This is a genomic window from Paenibacillus tabacirhizosphaerae (assembly GCF_040812395.1).
Taxonomy (GTDB): domain Bacteria; phylum Bacillota; class Bacilli; order Paenibacillales; family NBRC-103111; genus Paenibacillus_E.
Window position 1 is genome coordinate 445248 of sequence record NZ_JBFNXH010000004.1, and the last position, 19089, is coordinate 464336.

17 protein-coding genes are annotated in these 19089 nt (G+C 41.5%); 8 read left to right on the forward strand and 9 right to left on the reverse strand.

The window, feature by feature from the left end; genetic code table 11:
* Positions 1-7: 7 nt before the first annotated feature.
* From ABRS97_RS10605 to rpmH, 9 genes are all read right to left on the reverse strand, one after another.
* Entirely contained in the window at positions 8-766 is a 759-nt protein-coding gene (locus ABRS97_RS10605) for a ParA family protein (protein ID WP_367813570.1), read from the reverse strand.
* Between the two features lie 170 nt (positions 767-936).
* Positions 937-1755, reverse strand: coding sequence for a nucleoid occlusion protein (gene noc, locus ABRS97_RS10610; RefSeq protein ID WP_367813572.1), 819 nt, complete (start codon positions 1753-1755; stop codon positions 937-939).
* Positions 1756-1929: 174 nt separating this feature from the next.
* Positions 1930-2658: a 16S rRNA (guanine(527)-N(7))-methyltransferase RsmG gene (gene rsmG / locus ABRS97_RS10615; RefSeq protein WP_367813574.1), complete on the reverse strand. Its 729-nt coding sequence runs from the start codon at positions 2656-2658 to the stop codon at positions 1930-1932.
* A 9-nt stretch (positions 2659-2667) separates the two neighbouring features.
* The gene (gene mnmG, locus ABRS97_RS10620) at positions 2668-4557 is read right to left on the reverse strand and encodes a tRNA uridine-5-carboxymethylaminomethyl(34) synthesis enzyme MnmG (protein ID WP_367813575.1); all 1890 of its coding nucleotides are present in this window, start codon (positions 4555-4557) and stop codon (positions 2668-2670) included.
* Positions 4558-4606: 49 nt separating this feature from the next.
* Positions 4607-5983 carry a tRNA uridine-5-carboxymethylaminomethyl(34) synthesis GTPase MnmE gene (gene mnmE / locus ABRS97_RS10625; RefSeq protein WP_367813576.1) on the reverse strand — a complete coding sequence of 459 codons (1377 nt, stop codon included), beginning with the start codon at positions 5981-5983 and terminating at the stop codon, positions 4607-4609.
* 133 nt (positions 5984-6116) lie between these two features.
* The gene (jag, locus tag ABRS97_RS10630) at positions 6117-6734 is read right to left on the reverse strand and encodes an RNA-binding cell elongation regulator Jag/EloR (protein ID WP_367813578.1); all 618 of its coding nucleotides are present in this window, start codon (positions 6732-6734) and stop codon (positions 6117-6119) included.
* On the reverse strand, positions 6731-7486 hold the full coding sequence (gene yidC / locus ABRS97_RS10635) for a membrane protein insertase YidC (protein ID WP_367813580.1): 756 nt from the start codon (positions 7484-7486) through the stop codon (positions 6731-6733). The genes jag and yidC overlap by 4 nt, the downstream gene beginning before the upstream one ends.
* Before the next feature lie 84 nt (positions 7487-7570).
* Positions 7571-7969, reverse strand: coding sequence for a ribonuclease P protein component (gene rnpA / locus ABRS97_RS10640; protein WP_367813582.1), 399 nt, complete (start codon positions 7967-7969; stop codon positions 7571-7573).
* Positions 7970-8102: 133 nt separating this feature from the next.
* Entirely contained in the window at positions 8103-8237 is a 135-nt protein-coding gene (rpmH, locus tag ABRS97_RS10645; RefSeq protein WP_163947939.1) for a 50S ribosomal protein L34, read from the reverse strand.
* Between the two features lie 506 nt (positions 8238-8743).
* Here rpmH and dnaA point away from each other — a divergent pair.
* The 8 genes from dnaA to ABRS97_RS10685 all read left to right on the forward strand — a co-directional run bounded on the left by dnaA (position 8744) and on the right by ABRS97_RS10685 (position 18735).
* Positions 8744-10108 (forward strand): chromosomal replication initiator protein DnaA, encoded by a 1365-nt coding sequence (gene dnaA, locus ABRS97_RS10650; RefSeq protein WP_367813584.1) that lies wholly within the window; start codon positions 8744-8746, stop codon positions 10106-10108.
* A gap of 180 nt (positions 10109-10288) precedes the next feature.
* Positions 10289-11431 (forward strand): DNA polymerase III subunit beta, encoded by a 1143-nt coding sequence (dnaN, locus tag ABRS97_RS10655; protein ID WP_367813586.1) that lies wholly within the window; start codon positions 10289-10291, stop codon positions 11429-11431.
* 46 nt (positions 11432-11477) lie between these two features.
* The gene (gene yaaA / locus ABRS97_RS10660; RefSeq protein WP_367813588.1) at positions 11478-11693 is read left to right on the forward strand and encodes a S4 domain-containing protein YaaA; all 216 of its coding nucleotides are present in this window, start codon (positions 11478-11480) and stop codon (positions 11691-11693) included.
* Between the two features lie 28 nt (positions 11694-11721).
* Complete coding sequence (gene recF, locus ABRS97_RS10665) at positions 11722-12840, forward strand: DNA replication/repair protein RecF (protein ID WP_367813590.1); 1119 nt, start codon at positions 11722-11724, stop codon at positions 12838-12840.
* A gap of 5 nt (positions 12841-12845) precedes the next feature.
* Complete coding sequence (remB, locus tag ABRS97_RS10670) at positions 12846-13094, forward strand: extracellular matrix regulator RemB (protein WP_367813592.1); 249 nt, start codon at positions 12846-12848, stop codon at positions 13092-13094.
* 45 nt (positions 13095-13139) lie between these two features.
* Positions 13140-15056: a DNA topoisomerase (ATP-hydrolyzing) subunit B gene (gene gyrB, locus ABRS97_RS10675; RefSeq protein WP_367813594.1), complete on the forward strand. Its 1917-nt coding sequence runs from the start codon at positions 13140-13142 to the stop codon at positions 15054-15056.
* A 46-nt stretch (positions 15057-15102) separates the two neighbouring features.
* Entirely contained in the window at positions 15103-17583 is a 2481-nt protein-coding gene (gene gyrA, locus ABRS97_RS10680; protein ID WP_367813596.1) for a DNA gyrase subunit A, read from the forward strand.
* An 84-nt stretch (positions 17584-17667) separates the two neighbouring features.
* Positions 17668-18735: an HD-GYP domain-containing protein gene (locus ABRS97_RS10685; protein WP_367813598.1), complete on the forward strand. Its 1068-nt coding sequence runs from the start codon at positions 17668-17670 to the stop codon at positions 18733-18735.
* The last annotated feature ends 354 nt before the right edge of the window (positions 18736-19089 follow it).

Below are 19089 nucleotides of genomic sequence, written 5' to 3' on the forward strand. Positions count from 1 at the left end.
CTTTTTGTCATATTGAGATCACTTCCTTCGCGAGCTCCAAATACACTTCAGCCCCCTTCGATCTTGGGTCATAAGTAATAATCGATTGCCCATGACTCGGCGCCTCACTCAAACGAACATTACGCGGAATAATCGTTTGATAGACTTTCGTCTGGAAATATTTCTTAACTTCCTCAATAACTTGAATACCGAGGTTCGTTCTAGCATCAAACATGGTAAGTAAGACGCCTTCAATTTGAAGTCCTGTATTGAGATGCTTTTGAACTAGTCGTACTGTGTTAAGTAGTTGACTAAGCCCTTCAAGCGCATAATATTCACATTGAATTGGAATAATGACGGAATCAGCAGCTGTTAAAGAATTAATCGTAAGAATACCGAGAGATGGTGGGCAATCAATAAGAATGTAATCATACATATGCTTTACTAATTGCAATGATTTTTTTAATCTAACTTCCCTTGATATCGTTGGAACAAGCTCAATTTCAGCACCAGCAAGCTGTATCGTCGCTGGAATGATCTTAAGATTCTCAACATTCGTATCTACCGTAGCATCCTTAGGATGAACATCATTAATAAGAACGTCATAAATGCAATTTGTGACATCTGCTTTATTTACACCAATACCGCTCGTCGTATTCCCTTGCGGATCAATGTCTACTAACAGCACCCTCTTCCCCAAAGAGGCTAAAGATGCTCCCAGGTTTACAGAAGTCGTCGTCTTACCGACGCCACCCTTCTGATTCGTTATTGCAATAATTTTAGACAAAACCTGTTCACCTCAATCACTTATGTTCACGATGTCAAGAAAATAAAGAATACTACTATTTTACCATATCTTTAAACGAGATACCTTATCAATATTTACTAGAGTAAGGAAAGATATCGTGACAACAAAAAAAACGGCTTGCGCCGTTTAAGGTAGCAATACATCCACTATTATCTTTTAGGAATTTTAATGATAATTTCGTAATGATCTTCATGATCTTGCTCAGATGTATTAATATTTAGGCCTGAACTTGTAACCATCTCAACGGATTGTCGAATTGTATTTAAAGCTAAACGCACATCTTTTGTGAAAGAAACTCGCTTTGATTTCCTTATTTTCGCAGCTTCTTTAAGGAAATTGATTCTCGCTTCAGTTTGCTTCACGTTTAGTTCTTTGGAGATGATATCCTCTAGCACCTTAACTTGAAGCTCTTCCAGATCAAGCGATAATAGAGCTCTTGCATGGCGCTCAGTAATTTTGCGTTCCATAAGAGCAAGTTTAACAGGTTCACTTAAATGTAATAGTCTGATCTTGTTTGCAATTGTGGATTGACTCTTGCCTAGACGTTGCGCAAGACTCTCCTGCGTAAGATCATGCATTTCAATAAGTTGCTGATAGGCCGCTGCTTCTTCTATAGCCGTCAGCCCTTCTCTCTGTAAATTCTCAATAAGCGCAATGGATGCCGCCTGAGAATCATTGAAATCCCGTACAATAGCAGGAATCGTATCAAGTCCAAGTTTTTTTACAGCACGAAGTCTACGCTCCCCAGCAATTAATTCGAAGGTATTATTTTTAACCCTAACAACAATTGGTTGAATGACACCATGTGTTTTTATCGTTTGACAAAGTTCGTCGATACGATCATCATCGAAAAGTGTTCTCGGTTGATATGGGCTTGGTAAAATGTTATTTACCGGAATATTCTTTACTTCGTCAGTCGCTGTAGAACGATCAGTTAGACCGAATAGCTTTGAGATTTGCTCTTTCATAGGAAACCTTACCACCAACTCTTCCCGTAGTTTAACTACCAATACGTACTTAGAAGCCATACTGGCAAAGGATGACGAGAATTCTCTTACTATAAATAATTCTCCATAAAAGATAAAGTTCCTGCTCTAAAGATATGAACGTTTAACAAATAAAATGTTTCACGTGGAACAAACTTATAACTTTACCAAAGGACTTTTCAAAGGTAATCCTGCTTTTCTGGGGTACTTAGCCGGTGTGATTGCAACTTTATCGATTTCAACAAAATGACGAACAGATTCCTCAACAGGAAGTTTCATCCGATTAACTTGTCGCAACTTCCCTTTTAGTTCAGACAAACTATATGAAGCCTCAGTTAGCTCCTCGTCAATTTCCGAACCTTTCATCGCAATAAAAGTACCGCCTTTTTTAGCAAAAGGCAGACAAAACTCATTCAGCACGCTAAGACGCGCAACAGCGCGAGCTGTTACTAAATCAAAGCGATCTCGGTAAGCAGGCATTCTAGAAATATCCTCTGCCCTTCCATGCACACATTCCGTGTCATTCAATCCTAGTAAACCAACTAATTCTCTCAAAAAAAGAATTCGCTTATTCAAAGAATCAACAATAGTAATCTTAATGTGCGGGAAAACGATTTTCAAAGGAATACTCGGGAATCCAGCGCCAGAACCAATATCGGCAAGTGAATTAACTTGATCCATTGAATAAAAAAAAGAAAGAGAGAGAGAATCATAGAAATGCTTCATATAGACTTGCTCTCTCTCCGTTATAGCTGTCAAATTCATTTTCTCATTCCACTCTACTAGTGTCTTGTAGTAAAGTTCAAACTGCTGTAACTGTTCCGCGGAAAGTGAAATGTCATGTTCTAGAAGTTGATCTATAAAATGTTGTTGAATAGCATCCATATGATTTTATTACCCTCTTGCCGCAGTAACGCGGTTGTAATGTTCCAAATATACGAGGAGAATCGAAATATCTGCAGGTGTAACTCCAGAAATTCGTGAAGCTTGCCCAATAGAAATAGGACGGATCTTAGCTAACTTTTGCTTCGCTTCAGTAGCAATACCATGAACATCACTATATTCAATGTCATCAGGGATCTTTTTCTTCTCCATTTTACGAAGACGTTCTACTTGTGTATTCTGTTTTTCTATATAACCCGCATATTTAACCTGGATTTCCACTTGCTCTTTCATTTCATCAGAAAGCTCCAAAGGAGATGGGGTCATTTGCTCAATATGACGATATTCAATTTCAGGTCTACGAAGCAGCGAAAGTGCATCGACGGAATTGTTCAACTGTACACTTTCCAAACTAGCTAACAACTCCTGTACCTGTGATTCAGGTCTAACCTTCGCTGTTTTTAAACGTTCAATTTCTTGCTCGACCAAACTCTTTTTGAACAAGAAAGCTTCATAACGTTCATTTGAAATTAAACCAATATCATGTCCGATTGGTGTTAAACGAAGATCAGCATTGTCATGACGCAGTAATAGGCGATACTCTGCCCGTGAAGTTAGAAGACGGTATGGTTCATTTGTCCCCTTCGTAACGAGATCATCAATTAAAACGCCAATATATCCTTCGGAACGATCTAGAATTACCGCTTCTTTATCCTGCACTTTGCGAGCAGCGTTAATTCCAGCCATAACCCCCTGCCCTGCTGCTTCTTCATAGCCTGAAGTACCGTTAATTTGTCCAGCTGTAAATAAACCACTAACTAACTTAGTCTCCAATGAGGGCTTGAGTTGTGTAGGAACGACAGCATCGTATTCGATGGCGTAACCAGTGCGCATCATCTCAACTTTCTCTAATCCAGGTATTGAGCGGAGAATGCCAAGTTGCACATCTTCAGGCATACTTGTAGAAAGTCCTTGGACATAATACTCAGACGTATTACGACCTTCTGGTTCTAAGAAAATTTGATGCTTCGGTTTATCGCTAAAACGAACAATTTTATCTTCAATAGAAGGGCAATATCTTGGACCCGTTCCTTCAATCGCTCCAGAAAACATTGGAGCCCGGTGAAGATTAGCGTTAATAATGTCGTGTGTCTCTTCCGACGTATAGGTCAACCAGCAAGGCAATTGATTAGGAATACCTTCTTTTGTTTCATAAGAAAAAAACTTAGGTACATCATCACCCGGTTGAATTTGTGTTTTTTCAAAATCAATCGTGTCTTTATGCACACGCGGCGGCGTTCCCGTTTTAAATCTTACCAAATCGAACCCAAGCTTACGCAGAGACTCCGATAATTTCACAGAAGGTTGTTGATTGTTAGGTCCACTCTCATACATCAGCTCGCCCATAATCACTTTTCCTCTTAAATAAGTCCCCGTTGTCAAAACAATCGCTTTCGCATAGTACGTTGCACCGGTTTTCGTAATTATCCCTTTACAAACACCATCTTCAACGATTAACTCCTCAGCCATACCTTGACGTAACGTCAAGTTTTCAGTTGCTTCAATCGTTTCTTTCATCTTGTGCTGATAAAGAAATTTATCCGCTTGCGCACGAAGTGCGTGCACAGCAGGTCCCTTACCTGTATTCAACATTCTCATCTGAATATAAGTTTTATCAATGTTGCGCCCCATTTCACCGCCAAGCGCATCAATTTCCCGAACAACATGCCCCTTTGCAGGACCACCAATAGATGGATTGCATGGCATGAAAGCGACCATGTCTAAATTGATCGTTAATAACAGTGTTTGACAGCCCATACGAGCAGATGCCAACGCCGCTTCACAACCGGCATGTCCTGCGCCGATCACGATAACTTCATAATCTCCTGCATGATATCCCATTCGAATCGTTCCTCCCTCTTTTATGAAAACTCATTATGAAAACAAGCCTTCACTTGCCTAAACAAAATTGAGTAAAAATCTGATCAATCAACGACTCCCCAACCGAGTCACCTATAATTTCTCCAAGCTGCTCCCAAGCAGCGCGAATATCAATCTGTATCATATCAATGGGTACATACTGCTCATTCGCATCCAAAGCGTCTTCCAGAGATCGCTTGGCTTGTTTCAACAAAGATATATGACGGACATTACTAACATAAGTCAAATCATTTGCTTCTAGTTTACCCTCGAAAAACATAGCCGCAATCGCCTTTTCTAAATGATCAATGCCTTTATTTTCGATCAGCGATAATTCTACAATCCGTTCAGGAGAAAAATACCGATGCACCTGTTCAATATCAAGGTTTCGACTCAAGTCCATTTTATTCAATATAACAATTGTCTGGCGATCAGCAAGCTGTTCCATAAGATTAAGTTCATCAAGCAGCAGCTCTTCATTGCTGTTCAGCACTAACAAAATAAGATCAGCCTCAGCCAACGCAGTCTTCGATCTTTCTACACCAATTTGCTCAACAATATCCGTCGTTTCACGAATCCCCGCGGTATCTAACAGCTTGAGCGGAATACCGCCAACATTAACGAATTCCTCGATGACATCTCTTGTCGTTCCTGGAATATCTGTAACAATCGCACGATTTTCCTGCGCTAACTCGTTGAGCAGCGAAGACTTCCCTACATTGGGTTTCCCTACAATCGCGGTCTCAATGCCTTCCCGTAATATCTTCCCTTGCTGCGCTGTATGCAACAATCTGTTGATTTCATTCATAACAGCATCGCATTTCGTTCGGATGAAAGCATTTGTCATCTCTTCTACGTCGTGTTCCGGGTAATCAATATTCACTTCCACATGAGCCATTAGCTCGACTAATTGATGGCGAAGCAATTTGATCTCCTTCGACAAATTTCCTTCAACCTGTTTCAAAGCAACCTTAAAAGCCCGATCGGATTTCGCTCTAATCAAATCGATAACAGCTTCAGCCTGTGTCAAATCAATGCGACCATTAAGGAAGGCACGCTTCGTAAACTCCCCGGGTTCGGCAAGACGAATTCCTTGCTGCAGCAGCAAATCGAGCACTTTTTTGACAGATACAATGCCCCCATGACAGCTTACTTCCACGACATCCTCCATAGTGAAAGATCGAGGAGCCTTCATAACCGTAACGAGAACCTCTTCCAGCCTTTCGGAAGAAAGAGGTTCCACAATATAACCATAATGCACAGTGTGCGTTAGCGCATTAGATAATTTCGTCTTCGAGCGAAACACGCGTTCCACGAAAGGAACCGCATCCTCGCCACTCACACGAATAACCGATATCCCACCTTCTCCTAAAGGAGTCGAAATAGCGGCAATCGTATCGTTTAACATATCATTTACACCTCAAATGTACCTTATAGTGAGAAAACCTCTATCGCAGCCATTTTGTGACGAGGACCGCGTATAGAGGTGTTTTTTATAAAGAAAAAGCAATGACAAGAACCCAAGTCATTGCGGACTGACCTTATTTTAAAGCGATGACAACCCTACGGTTCGGTTCTTCGCCTTTACTGTAAGTTTTCACAACAGGATGCCCTTGCAGCTCAGCATGAATGATCTTACGTTCTTGCGAATTCATGGGCTCAAGAACAACTTCCTTCTTAGACTTGATGACGCGGCTTGCTAATCGGCTTGCCAGCTCCTCAAGCGTCTTTTTCCGACGTTCGCGGAAATTTTCCGCATCTAATATAATTCGAAAATGAGAATTCGAATACCGATTCGCAACTATATTCACCAAATATTGCAGTGCGTCTAATGTTTGTCCTCGTTTACCAATGAGGATCCCTAACTCCGAACCGCTCATATTCAAGATTGTGCCTTCACGATCTTTACGCTCATCAATGGTGATGGAAATTTGCATCGTCTTGAAAATATCTTGAAGGAAAAGTCGAGCTTCCTCAAGTGCATCCGGAATCAATTCAAGTTCGACCTTAGCTGGTCTCGAACCAATGAAACCGAACAGCCCTCTAGCAGGCTGCTCCAAGATTTGAATTTGTACCCGATCCTCGGATACATCCCACTGAGCGAGGCCTGATTTCACAGCTTCCTCAATGGTTTTTCCAGTCACCACGATTTTTTTCATTTAGACAGGCCACCCTTATTATTTTGAGATCCAGGAGAACCATAAATAAAGTATGACTGAACAATGGTGAAAATATTACCGTATATCCAATACAGCGGCAATGCAGCTGCGAAGTTCATTGACATTACAAAAATCATAACCGGGAAAATAAACAGCAAGCTCTTCATTTGCTGATTCATTTGAGAAGACATAAATTTCTGTTGAACAAACGTAGTCAAGGCAGCAATAATCGGCAAGATGTAGTAATGGTCAGGTTGACCAAGATTCATCCATAAGAACGTATGCTCACGAATATGATCATTACGCATAATCGCTTGATACAACGCAATCAGAATCGGCATTTGAACAATGATAGGGAAACATCCAGCAAGCGGGTTAACACCGTTTTGTTGGAACAACTTCATTGTCTCTTCCTGTTGCTTTTTCGCATCATCTTTATACTTTTCTTTCAACTTCTTCATTTCTGGCTGCAAATCCTGCATTCGCTTAGAACTTTTATACTGCTTCAGCGTCAGCGGTAAAATAATTAACCGAATGATAAGCGTTACGACCAGGATGGATAACCCATATTGACCCCATAGATGATCGGCGAACCAATCCAGCGTTTGAGAAAGCGGGTACACAAAATATTTAACAAAGAAATTTGCCGTAGCCGGATCAATCGGTGCTGTAGCGCTGGCGCCAGTACTACAACCAGAAAGCAAAAGAATCAGTGCAGAGACTGATGCAAGCAAATAGAGTCGACGAGTCAAAATGAGATCCTCCTAAATATCTTTTCCAACATAAACTATACCACAACTTCCCTCAGCAAGGAAATAACACATAAAAAACTTCCTTTAATCGCGTTCACCCTTTTTACCAGCGGGCTCATTTGACGCTTTTTTAATCGTCTCGTTTCTTTTATATAAAGAAGCTTTGCGAATGACATGAAAAATACTTTTCTCCATATCCGCATATTCCATGTCAGCAGCTGGCTTTCGCGCAATTAAAATATAATCGTAATGAGCAGTCATATGATCCTTCTTCAAACGTATAATTTCTTTAATCATACGGCGAAGGCGATTTCTAACTACAGCATTGCCAACCTTTTTACTGACTGAAATACCTAAACGGAAGTGTTCAAGCTTCGGCTGGGCTAAAAAGTACAGCACAAATTGATGATTCGCCATTGATTTTCCGTATCGATATACTTTATTGAAATCTTCCCTTTTGGCTAATCTATATGATTTTTCCACAAGTAAGTCCGCTCCAGACAGGTTACATCCAAGTGTAAGTATACTTCATTTCCATCTTAATAGTTTTGACAGAATATACAATAATAAACCGCATGCAGCAAGCACAAAAAAAAGCCCCTTTCGGAGCTTCTCTTTATGCGCTAAGAACTTTTCTTCCTTTAAGACGACGAGCGCTCAGCACTTTACGGCCGTTCTTCGTGCTCATTCTTTTACGGAAACCATGATTTTTCTTACGCTTTCTCGTATTAGGGTTAAACGTCGGACCCATCTATAGCACCTCCCTACCTGAGGATATCCATCCTACTAAATTTCTTTAACCATTAAAGCATTTTCGCGCCTGAAAGTCAACCTAGCCGAGTGTGCAGGGTGACTAATCATTTTTGGGAATAACTCCATGAAGAACAACATGTGCATAATTCCATCGATCGGAAAAGAGAACCTTGTCGAAAATTAACAAAATATCAACAATATCTTGTGGTGTGAATAAAACCTATGCACAAGTTATGGGAATTGTGGATAAAATCAAACATTCCGTTGATTAACAAGTGATCTTTTGATAAGATGGTAATGTTTCTGTTGTGGATATACCCCAACTATCCTCCGATTTATCAACAGCCTGTGGATAACATTGTGAACAATTTTCCCTCACAACGAATAAGTCAATTCGTCCAATTCTTAATAGTGTGGATAAAAACGACAAAAGCTGATCCTTTTAGACAAGCTTTTCTTTACTGGCCTTACGCCACATGTTTAATTTCAAAGGAGTGAATTACTGTGGAAGGCCATTCTTCTGACCTATGGCAGCAAGTCCTGACGATCATCCAAACAAAACTCAGTAAACCAAGCTTCGACACTTGGCTGAAATCAACTAAAGCGACGGTATTTAATGACTCTACGGTCGTTATTTGCGCACCCAATAATTTTGCCCGGGAATGGCTGGAAAGCCGATATACCAAGCTTATTGAGGGTACGATTTATGATTTTTCAGGCAAACACGTTAGTGTGAAATTTACAATTGAGACGGATGAACAGAAATCGCAGCAAACTGCTGTTGTTCCAGCGGTTATCCCTCCTAAGGGCCCGGCGATTGTCGCAGGCGAAGAGAATTTTACCAATATGATGAACGCCAGGTATACCTTCGATACGTTCGTAATCGGTTCCGGCAACCGTTTTGCTCACGCAGCATCGCTAGCTGTGGCGGAAGCACCGGCTAAAGCTTATAATCCCCTATTTCTCTACGGAGGAGTCGGATTAGGAAAAACCCATTTGATGCATGCCATCGGGCACTACGTACTTGAGCATAACCCCGAGGCGCGCGTTTTATATATTTCATCCGAAAAATTCACGAATGAGTTCATCAATGCGGTACGTGATAACCGCGGCGAAGGCTTTCGTAATAAATATAGAACGATTGATGTACTGCTTATTGACGATATCCAATTCCTCGCGGGCAAAGAAGGCACGCAGGAGGAATTTTTCCATACATTTAATGCGCTTCACGAAGAAGGTAAACAAATTATTATTTCAAGTGACCGTCCTCCAAAAGAGATCCCGACCCTTGAAGATCGCCTTCGCTCTAGATTTGAGTGGGGGTTAATTACAGATATCCAACCGCCTGATCTGGAAACACGCATTGCCATTTTGCGGAAAAAAGCAAAAGCTGAAAACCTTGAAATTCCGAATGAAGCGATGATATATATTGCGAATCAGATCGATACGAACATTCGTGAGCTTGAAGGCGCGCTAATCCGAGTGGTGGCCTATTCCTCACTCATCAATCAAGATATCAGTGTGCATCTAACTGCTGAAGCACTGAAAGATATTATTCCATCGAGCCGTCCAAGAGTAATTACGATTCAGGATATTCAACAGCGCGTAGGAGAATTCTATGGATTAAAGCTTGAGGATTTTAAAGCACGCAAGCGAACCAAAGCCGTAGCTTTCCCTAGACAAGTCGCCATGTATCTGGCACGTGAGCTAACAGACTTCTCGTTGCCGAAAATAGGGGAGAATTTTGGCGGTCGTGACCATACAACGGTCATTCATGCACATGAGAAAATATCTGAACTGCTAAAAGTCGATCAGGAGTTATATAAGGTCATTCATAATCTGACAGAGCGCATTAAGAACCCTTCTTGATAACTTCTCAATATCAATAAGCCTATGCACAATCTATTCACATGTGGATAGGCTTGATTTTTAAAGTGTTCATCCACATATCCACATATCCAGAGCCCCTACTGCTATTACTAATAAAAAATGTTATTATATAATGATTATGCATACGCACCCTTAAAAAAGAACCACAGGAGTGAAATCATGAAATTAACGATCCTTAAAGACCATTTGATCGAATCTATTGGTCACGTTTCCAAAGCTATATCAAGTCGTACAACGATACCTATTCTTACCGGAATCAAAATAGATGCAACATTAAGCGGTGTTACACTTACTGCGAGCGATACCGACATATCCATTCAAAGCTTTACCCCTTCGGAAAATGGCAACCTTAAAATTATTGATCTGACCCAAGCTGGCAGTGTCGTTCTTCCGGCTAAATTTTTCGTTGAAATTATTCGTAAACTGCCTTCGCAAAATATTGAAATTGAAGTCGCGCAACATTTTCAGACAACCATTCGTTCCGGATCTTCAGAAATTCAAATCATGGGTCTCGATCCTGATGAATATCCGCTGCTTCCTGAAATTGAAGAAAATAAAATGATTCGCATTCCAAGCGACCTTTTGAAAACAATGATTAAACAAACGTCATATGCCGTATCCACGAATGAATCGACACCTATTCTAACTGGCGTTCTCTGGAACATTTCTGGAGACAAGCTAAAATTTATTGCCTGCGACCGTCATCGGTTGGCCAGCAGAGAAGTAACCATAGACAACGAAGCAGCTCATAATCTTCAAAATATCGTTATTTCCGGTAGAACGCTTAATGAATTAAGTAAAATATTGCCAGATCAAAATTCCCTTATAGATATCGTTATTTCGGATAATCAAGTTTTATTCAAGATTCATTCCATTCTTTTTTATTCACGCATACTTGATGGTACCTATCCGGATACATCGAAACTTATCCCGCAGTCCTATCAGACTGAAATGGTCGTTCCAACAAAAGAGCTTGCTGAAGCGATCGATCGAGCCTACCTGCTCTCTAGAGAAGATAAAACAAACATTGTCAAAATGATCATGCGTGAAGATCAAACGATCGAAATTTCCTCTAGCTCCTCTGAGCTTGGCAAAGTGACGGAGCAAATTGATTTGCAGCGTATTACAGGTGAGTTGCTAAGAATTTCATTCAACTCTAAATATATGCTTGATGCACTGAAAGTACTTGATTCAGAGTTCATTCACATCGGATTTACAGGTGCTATGCAACCGATCATTATGAAACCTGAGGATTCGACGAATATCCTTCAGTTAATTTTGCCGTACCGCACGACGAACTAATGCTTACGAAGCAAGTTTTCTAAAGAAAACTTTAAGGAGCCAGAACATGAAACAAATAGCCATTAGCACCGAATATATTACACTTGGGCAATTTCTGAAGTTAGCGGACTGTATATCCACAGGTGGACAAGCTAAGTTTTTTGTACAAGAAGAGAAAATCGAAGTGAACGGGCAAGCTGAAAACCGCAGAGGACGGAAACTGTTACCGCGTGATGTGGTAAGTGTTGAGGGTTTCGGACAATTTGAAGTGATAAGCTCCTGACAGGATCAAACACCCAGGAGGATAGGCCATGTTTTTAACAAAGCTAGCGCTAAGTCACTACCGGAATTATGATCAAATTGAGCTGACAACAAACAGTATGGTCAATATATTCGTCGGACCAAATGCACAAGGAAAGACGAATTTGTTGGAATCCATTTATGTACTGGCCATGACCAAGTCTCACCGCACGCATCAGGACAAAGAATTGATTGGCTGGAATGGCGAGCAGACACAGCTGCATGCAGAGCTCAATAAGCGATACGGGAACTGCAAATTGGATTTATCTATCTCGCCCAAAGGTAAAAAGGCTAAAATTAATGGCCTCGAACAAAAAAAATTAAGTAATTTTATTGGCGCCCTGAATGTGGTAATGTTTGCTCCCGAAGATCTCGAAATTGTGAAAGGGACGCCAGGCGTTCGAAGGCGATTCCTGGATATGGAGATTGGGCAAGTACAGCCTTCTTATCTCTATGACTTATCCCAATATCAGAAAATATTGGTGCAACGGAACAATTATTTAAAGCAAAACTTCCCTGGTAAGAGCTCTCCGGACGCTATGCTGGACATATGGAATGAACAATTAGCCCAGTATGGTGTTAAAATTATGAAAAAACGTCAAAACTTTATTAAGAAGCTGCAGCAGTGGGCGGAAACGATTCATAAGGGAATTACGAACGATACCGAAGACCTTCGAATTCGCTATTCTCCTTCTTTTGAAAACGGGCAGTTTGAAGATGAATCTGTTTTATTAGAACAATTTATGATAAAGTTAACACAGGTCAAGGATCAGGAATACCGAAGAGGCGTCACCCTTGTAGGCCCTCATCGCGACGATCTTCTTTTTTACATCAATGATAGAGAAGTGCAAACGTTTGGGTCTCAGGGACAGCAGAGGACGACGGCATTGTCGCTAAAGCTTGCGGAAATTGAATTGATCAACGAGGAAGTTGGCGAATATCCGCTCCTTCTGCTCGATGATGTGCTATCCGAATTGGATGAGTACAGACAGACGCAATTAATCCGCACGTTCCAGCAGAAAGTTCAGACATTCATCACAACAACAGGTCTAGAGAGTGTCCATTTGGACCAACTGGATCATGCTTCCGTGTTCCATGTTTTGAAAGGAAATGTAAGCGGCAGGAGCTGAAGAGTTTGTTTATTCATTTGGGTGGCGAAAAAATTATAAGAGCTTCCGAACTGATTGCTATATTCGACATCTCGGTCGAGAAGTCTTCCAAAATATCGAAACAGTTCATCCAGCAAGCTGCAAAGGATAAAAAAATAGAGCATATCGGTGAAGAAGAGTGCAAATCACTCGTTGTTACGCAAAATAAGGTGTATTATTCTCCGATTTCATCTTCGACCCTTAAAAAGAGGGCGCACCAATTGTTGACGAACTAAAGAACGAACCGTTTTTTGACTATAAAAAAGCAGGTGGAGATTAACATGTCTGTGAATCAAAATGCGTATGATGAAAATCAGATTCAGGTACTGGAAGGATTAGAGGCTGTACGTAAACGGCCGGGCATGTATATTGGTTCGACCAGCTCGCGTGGTCTTCATCATCTCGTATGGGAGGTTGTCGATAACAGTATCGACGAGGCATTGGCGGGATTTTGTACCAAAATCGATGTCATCGTTCACAAGGACAATTCGGTTACTGTCATCGATAACGGCCGTGGAATTCCTGTTGGTATGAATGCGAAGCTACAGCGTTCTACGCTTGAAGTCGTTCTTACGGTTCTTCACGCAGGGGGGAAATTCGGCGGTGATGAGTCAGGTTATAAAGTGTCAGGCGGTTTGCACGGGGTAGGTATCTCTGTTGTTAATGCTTTGTCTGAACTATTAACCGTTCAAGTTAAACGCGAAGGCAAAATCCATCAGCAGGAATATCGCCGCGGAGCGCCTCAATACGACATCAAAGTCGTTGGAGAAACTGAGGAAACAGGTACGAAAGTAACGTTTCATCCGGATCCGGAAATTTTCAAGGAAACGACGGAATATGATTATGATATTCTTCAGTCGCGGATTCGCGAACTCGCTTTCTTGAATAAAGGCATCGAGATCAATCTGATCGATGAGCGTACGGATACTGCAAATACGTTCATGTACGAAGGTGGAATCGTTTCCTTTGTCGAGTATTTGAACCGAAATCGCGAGGCTGTTAATCAAACCCCAATTTATGTCGAAGGCTCAAAAGATAATATTTCGATAGAGATCGCGATGCAATATAACGAGAGTTATACGGAGAACATATATTCGTTTGCGAACAACATTAATACACATGAAGGCGGAACGCATGAGTCCGGCTTTAAAAGCGCGTTAACCCGGATTTTGAATGATTATGCACGTAAAACAAGCTCGATCAAAGAGAGCGATTCCAATCTCTCAGGAGATGACGTTCGAGAAGGCTTAGCTGCGATCATATCCGTGAAAATACCGGAACCGCAATTCGAAGGACAGACGAAGACCAAGCTTGGAAACAGTGAGGTTCGTGGAATTGTAGAATCTTTGTTCGCCGAAAAACTTCAAGAGTTTCTGAATGAGAATCCGGCTATTGCAAAAAAAATTCTTGAAAAAGGTATTCAGGCAGCAAGAGCTAGAGAAGCTGCGCGTAAAGCTAGAGAGCTTACCCGTCGCAAAAGTGCTTTGGAAGTTAGTTCTTTACCGGGTAAATTGGCCGACTGTTCTTCTAAAGATGCTTCCATAAGCGAAATCTACATCGTAGAAGGTGACTCTGCGGGGGGATCCGCTAAGCAAGGACGCGACCGCCATTTCCAGGCTATCCTCCCACTACGCGGTAAAATTTTGAACGTAGAGAAGGCCAGGTTGGATCGCATTTTATCGAACACAGAGATTCGTGCGATGATTACTGCTTTCGGCACAGGCATTAGCGATGATTTTGAAATTACGAAAGCACGTTATCACAAAATCATTATTATGACCGACGCTGACGTCGATGGAGCGCATATTCGTACATTGCTGCTTACCTTCTTCTACAGATACATGAAGAAGTTGATAGAAGTTGGATATGTCTATATTGCACAACCGCCGCTCTACAAAATGGAAAGAAACAAAACCGTCCGCTATGCTTATAACGATAAGCAAAGAGATGCGATTATGCAGGAGTTTGGCGAGGGCAGTAAGGTGAACATTCAACGGTATAAAGGACTTGGAGAGATGGATCCCGGTCAATTATGGGAAACTACGATGGATCCGGATAGCCGCACGCTCTTACAAGTGACAATCGAAGATGCCATTGAGGCGGATACGATATTTGATACGTTGATGGGTGATAATGTGGAACCAAGAAGAGATTTCATTGAAGAACATGCAAAATACGTAGTAAATTTAGATATTTAACATTTTGAGCGTTGTATAACGATGTAAGCTTTCAGGAGGAACATTCATGAGCGAAGAATTACATTCGCAAGTCAAAGAAATTGACATTGGTACGGAAATGCGTACATCCTTTATGGATTATGCGATGAGTATCATCGTCAGTCGTGCACTGCCCGATGTAAGAGACGGCTTGAAGCCGGTTCATCGTCGTATCTTGTTTGCTATGTCCGAGCTGGGCATGACATCAGATAAGCCTCATAAAAAATCGGCGAGGATCGTAGGCGAAGTCATTGGCAAATACCATCCGCATGGAGATAGTGCTGTTTACGAAACCATGGTACGGATGGCGCAAGATTTCTCACTGCGTTACATGCTTGTCGATGGCCACGGTAACTTTGGATCCGTTGACGGTGATATGGCTGCAGCAATGCGTTATACCGAAGCAAGATTATCGAAGATCGCGATGGAACTGCTTCGTGATATTAACAAAGAGACGATCGATTATAAGCCAAACTATGATGGTGAAGAGAATGAGCCTGTTGTGCTCCCGTCTCGTTTCCCCAATTTGCTTGTTAACGGGAGCTCAGGAATTGCGGTTGGAATGGCTACTAATATTCCTCCTCATAACTTGAGTGAGGTTATTAACGGGATACAAATGCTTATCGATAACCCGAACGTAACGCCCATTGAGCTTATGCAAGCAATAAAAGGTCCCGATTTCCCGACAGCAGGATTTATTTTAGGGCGGGAAGGAATTAGACAGGCGTATACAACAGGTAAAGGCTCTGTTACGATGCGCGCAAGAACGGTAATTGAGGAAAATAATAATAAAGCTAGAATTATTGTTAATGAATTGCCGTATCAAGTGAATAAAGCTAGACTCATTGAGAAAATTGCTGAGCTTGTGCGAGAGAAGAAGATCGACGGTATTACGGATCTTCGTGATGAGTCAGATCGAAATGGTATGCGGATTGTCATCGAGCTTCGCCGTGACGTGAATCCGAACGTTGTTCTGAATAACCTATTTAAACATACATCCATGCAGTCCAACTTCGGGATAAATATGCTGGCACTAGTCAACGGTGAACCAAGAGTATTGAACTTGCGCGAGATGCTGCATTACTACCTGAAGCATCAGCAGGAAGTAATCCGCCGCAGAACCGAGTATGAATTACGCAAGGCCGAAGCACGAGCTCATATTTTGGAAGGTTTACGTATTGCCCTTGATCATCTGGATCAAGTGATTGCGTTGATCCGCTCTTCTCGAACAACAGATGAAGCGAGAGAAGGGCTCATGAGTACCTTCCAGCTCAGCAACGATCAAGCTCAAGCTATTCTCGATATGCGCTTGCAGCGTTTAACTGGCTTAGAGCGTGAGAAGATTGAGGCAGAGTATGCTGAGTTGATGAAGAAAATCGCCGAGTACAAAGCGATTTTGGCTGATGAGCAACTGATTCTCGCAATCATTAGTGAAGAATTAAAAGAAATCAAGGAAAAGTACGGAGACGAAAGACGTTCCGAAATCACTGTCGGTGAGGAAAGCATTGAAGACGAAGACCTCATTCCACGTGAAGACGTCGTTATCACGATTACGCATACAGGCTACATTAAGCGTTTGCCTGTATCCACCTACCGCAATCAAAAGCGCGGAGGGCGCGGGGTCGTTGGTATGGACACAAAAGATAACGACTTTGTCGAACATTTATTCGTAACTAATACGCATCATTTCCTTATGTTTTTTACTAACAAAGGGAAAGTGTACCGTTTGAAAGCTTACGAGATTCCAGATCTAAGCAGGACAGCTCGCGGAACTCCAATCATAAACTTGATTCAAATCGAGCAAGGCGAAACGATCAATGCCGTTATTCCGGTTGAAAGCTTCGAAACCGAACAGTTTCTCTTCTTCGCTACGAAGCAAGGGATTGTAAAGAAAACACCAATCGATGATTATTCCAATATTCGCAAGGGTGGCTTAATTGCCATCAATCTGCGTGAAGACGATGATTTGATTGGCGTTAAGCTGACAGACGGTAATCAGGGTATTATTATGGGAACCAAACTTGGTATGTCCATTCACTTCCCTGAGCAGGATGTCCGTTCTATGGGGAGATCAGCAACAGGTGTAAAGGGTATACACTTGGACGAAGAGGATTCTGTCATAGACATGGACGTTGTTCATGAGGATAACAGTGTTCTAATTGTTACTTCCAAAGGTTTCGGCAAGCGAACCCCTGTTTCGGAATACCGTATCCAAACTCGTGGCGGTAAAGGGATTAAAACGTTGAACGTCACAGATAAGAACGGTCCAATTGTCGGACTTAAGGTCGTACAGGATGATGAGGATCTGATGATCATTACAGCCTCAGGTACGGTTATTCGTACCAGTATGGACGGAATCTCTATGATGGGTCGAAATACACAAGGTGTGAGACTCATTAACATCAGAGAAGACGATGAAGTCGGGACGTTAGCTCGTGTTCAGAAGAGTGAAGAGCAAGATGAGAACGAGGAAGACGGCGATTGGGAAGAAACCGAAGGTACAGAGTGATGAAATGTTGGGATGGGGCTTACAAACCCATCCCTTTTACTTTACAATAAGAAGTATATGAAACAGTAAGGTGAGTGAATATTTGTGCCGACAGTAGCCGTTACTCAATTAAAGACTGGGGAAAGACTGGGCGACAACGTGTTAACGAAACTGGGCAACACCCTCTTTAATAAAGGGAAAGTAATTACTGAGAGAGAAATTGAGATTTTAAGAGCTTTTCTTATTCCATCGGTATTTATAGAATCTAAGACAGGCACTGAGCCTGAGGAATCAGTCGAGGAGACAAAAGCTGCGGAAAATGCGAAGCCTCATCCTTTCTACTCAGAATATCAGAACATGCTGAATCTGCTGAAACGTACCTTCCATCTTGCTAACGGAGGACATCCTCTTTCTATTCTGGATATACGAACCAGACTGGAAGCGCTCATTCAACATATCGATGCTTACAAAGTACTTACCTTTACACTTAAGAATCCGAATCTAAAAGAGTATATCTATCACAACAGCATTTTGGTTAGTTTAACTTCGTACTCTCTGGCTAGATGGCATGGCGTCCCGCAAAAAGATTTAATGCAGATCGCATTGGCCGGACTTTTACATGATATTGGTATGGCGAAGATTGATTACGCTATTCTTGAAAAGAATAAGCCTCTAACCTCCACGGAGATGGACGAAGTCAAACAGCATACATTGATAGGCTATAATATCCTGAAAAATATTACAGCTATCAATGAAGGTGTAAAACTCAGCGCGCTTCAGCATCATGAGCGTGAAGATGGTTCTGGATATCCTTTAAATGTAAAGGGAGATAAGATTCATCTGTATGCAAAAATAGTGGCGATAGCCGACATCTATCATGCGATGACCAATGACCGTTTCTATCGGACGGGAAAGTCTCCATATCTTGTATTGGAGCAGCTCTTCACAGAATCATTCGGCAAAGTGGATCCTACCCTTGTTCAAGTGTTTATTAACAAGTCTACTCAAATCAGCAATGGAACACTTGTGAAGCTGAGCGATGATCGAGTTGGAGAGATAGTTTTCTCAGATCGTGCAAACCCAACGCGTCCATGGGTAAATATTAACGGCACAATTGTTAACTTAGCATTAGAAAGAAGCTTATTTATTCAAGATGTTCTTGGAGCAATTTAAATGAATGCATGAATAGCCCCCGTCTTTCTGATGGGGGTTATTCGCATAAAAGAATATTAATAAAATGCTTGCATTCTATTAATATTTTTGGTATATTAATTTTTGTCGCTTCGGGAGCCGAACGAAAGAACAAAAGAAATTCAAAAAAGTTCTTGCAATCGAGTAGGCAGATGTGATATATTAATCAAGTCGCCTTTGAGGGGCGGCGGGTTAAAACGAAAAAAATTGTTCTTTGAAAACTGAACAACGAGTGAAGAAGCGCGAACGAGTAATCGTTCAAAAAAGAGATGAAAATCTCGCTAGCAAGTCAATTGAGCTATTGAGCTTTCAATAAAGGTTTACCTTTTTGGAGAG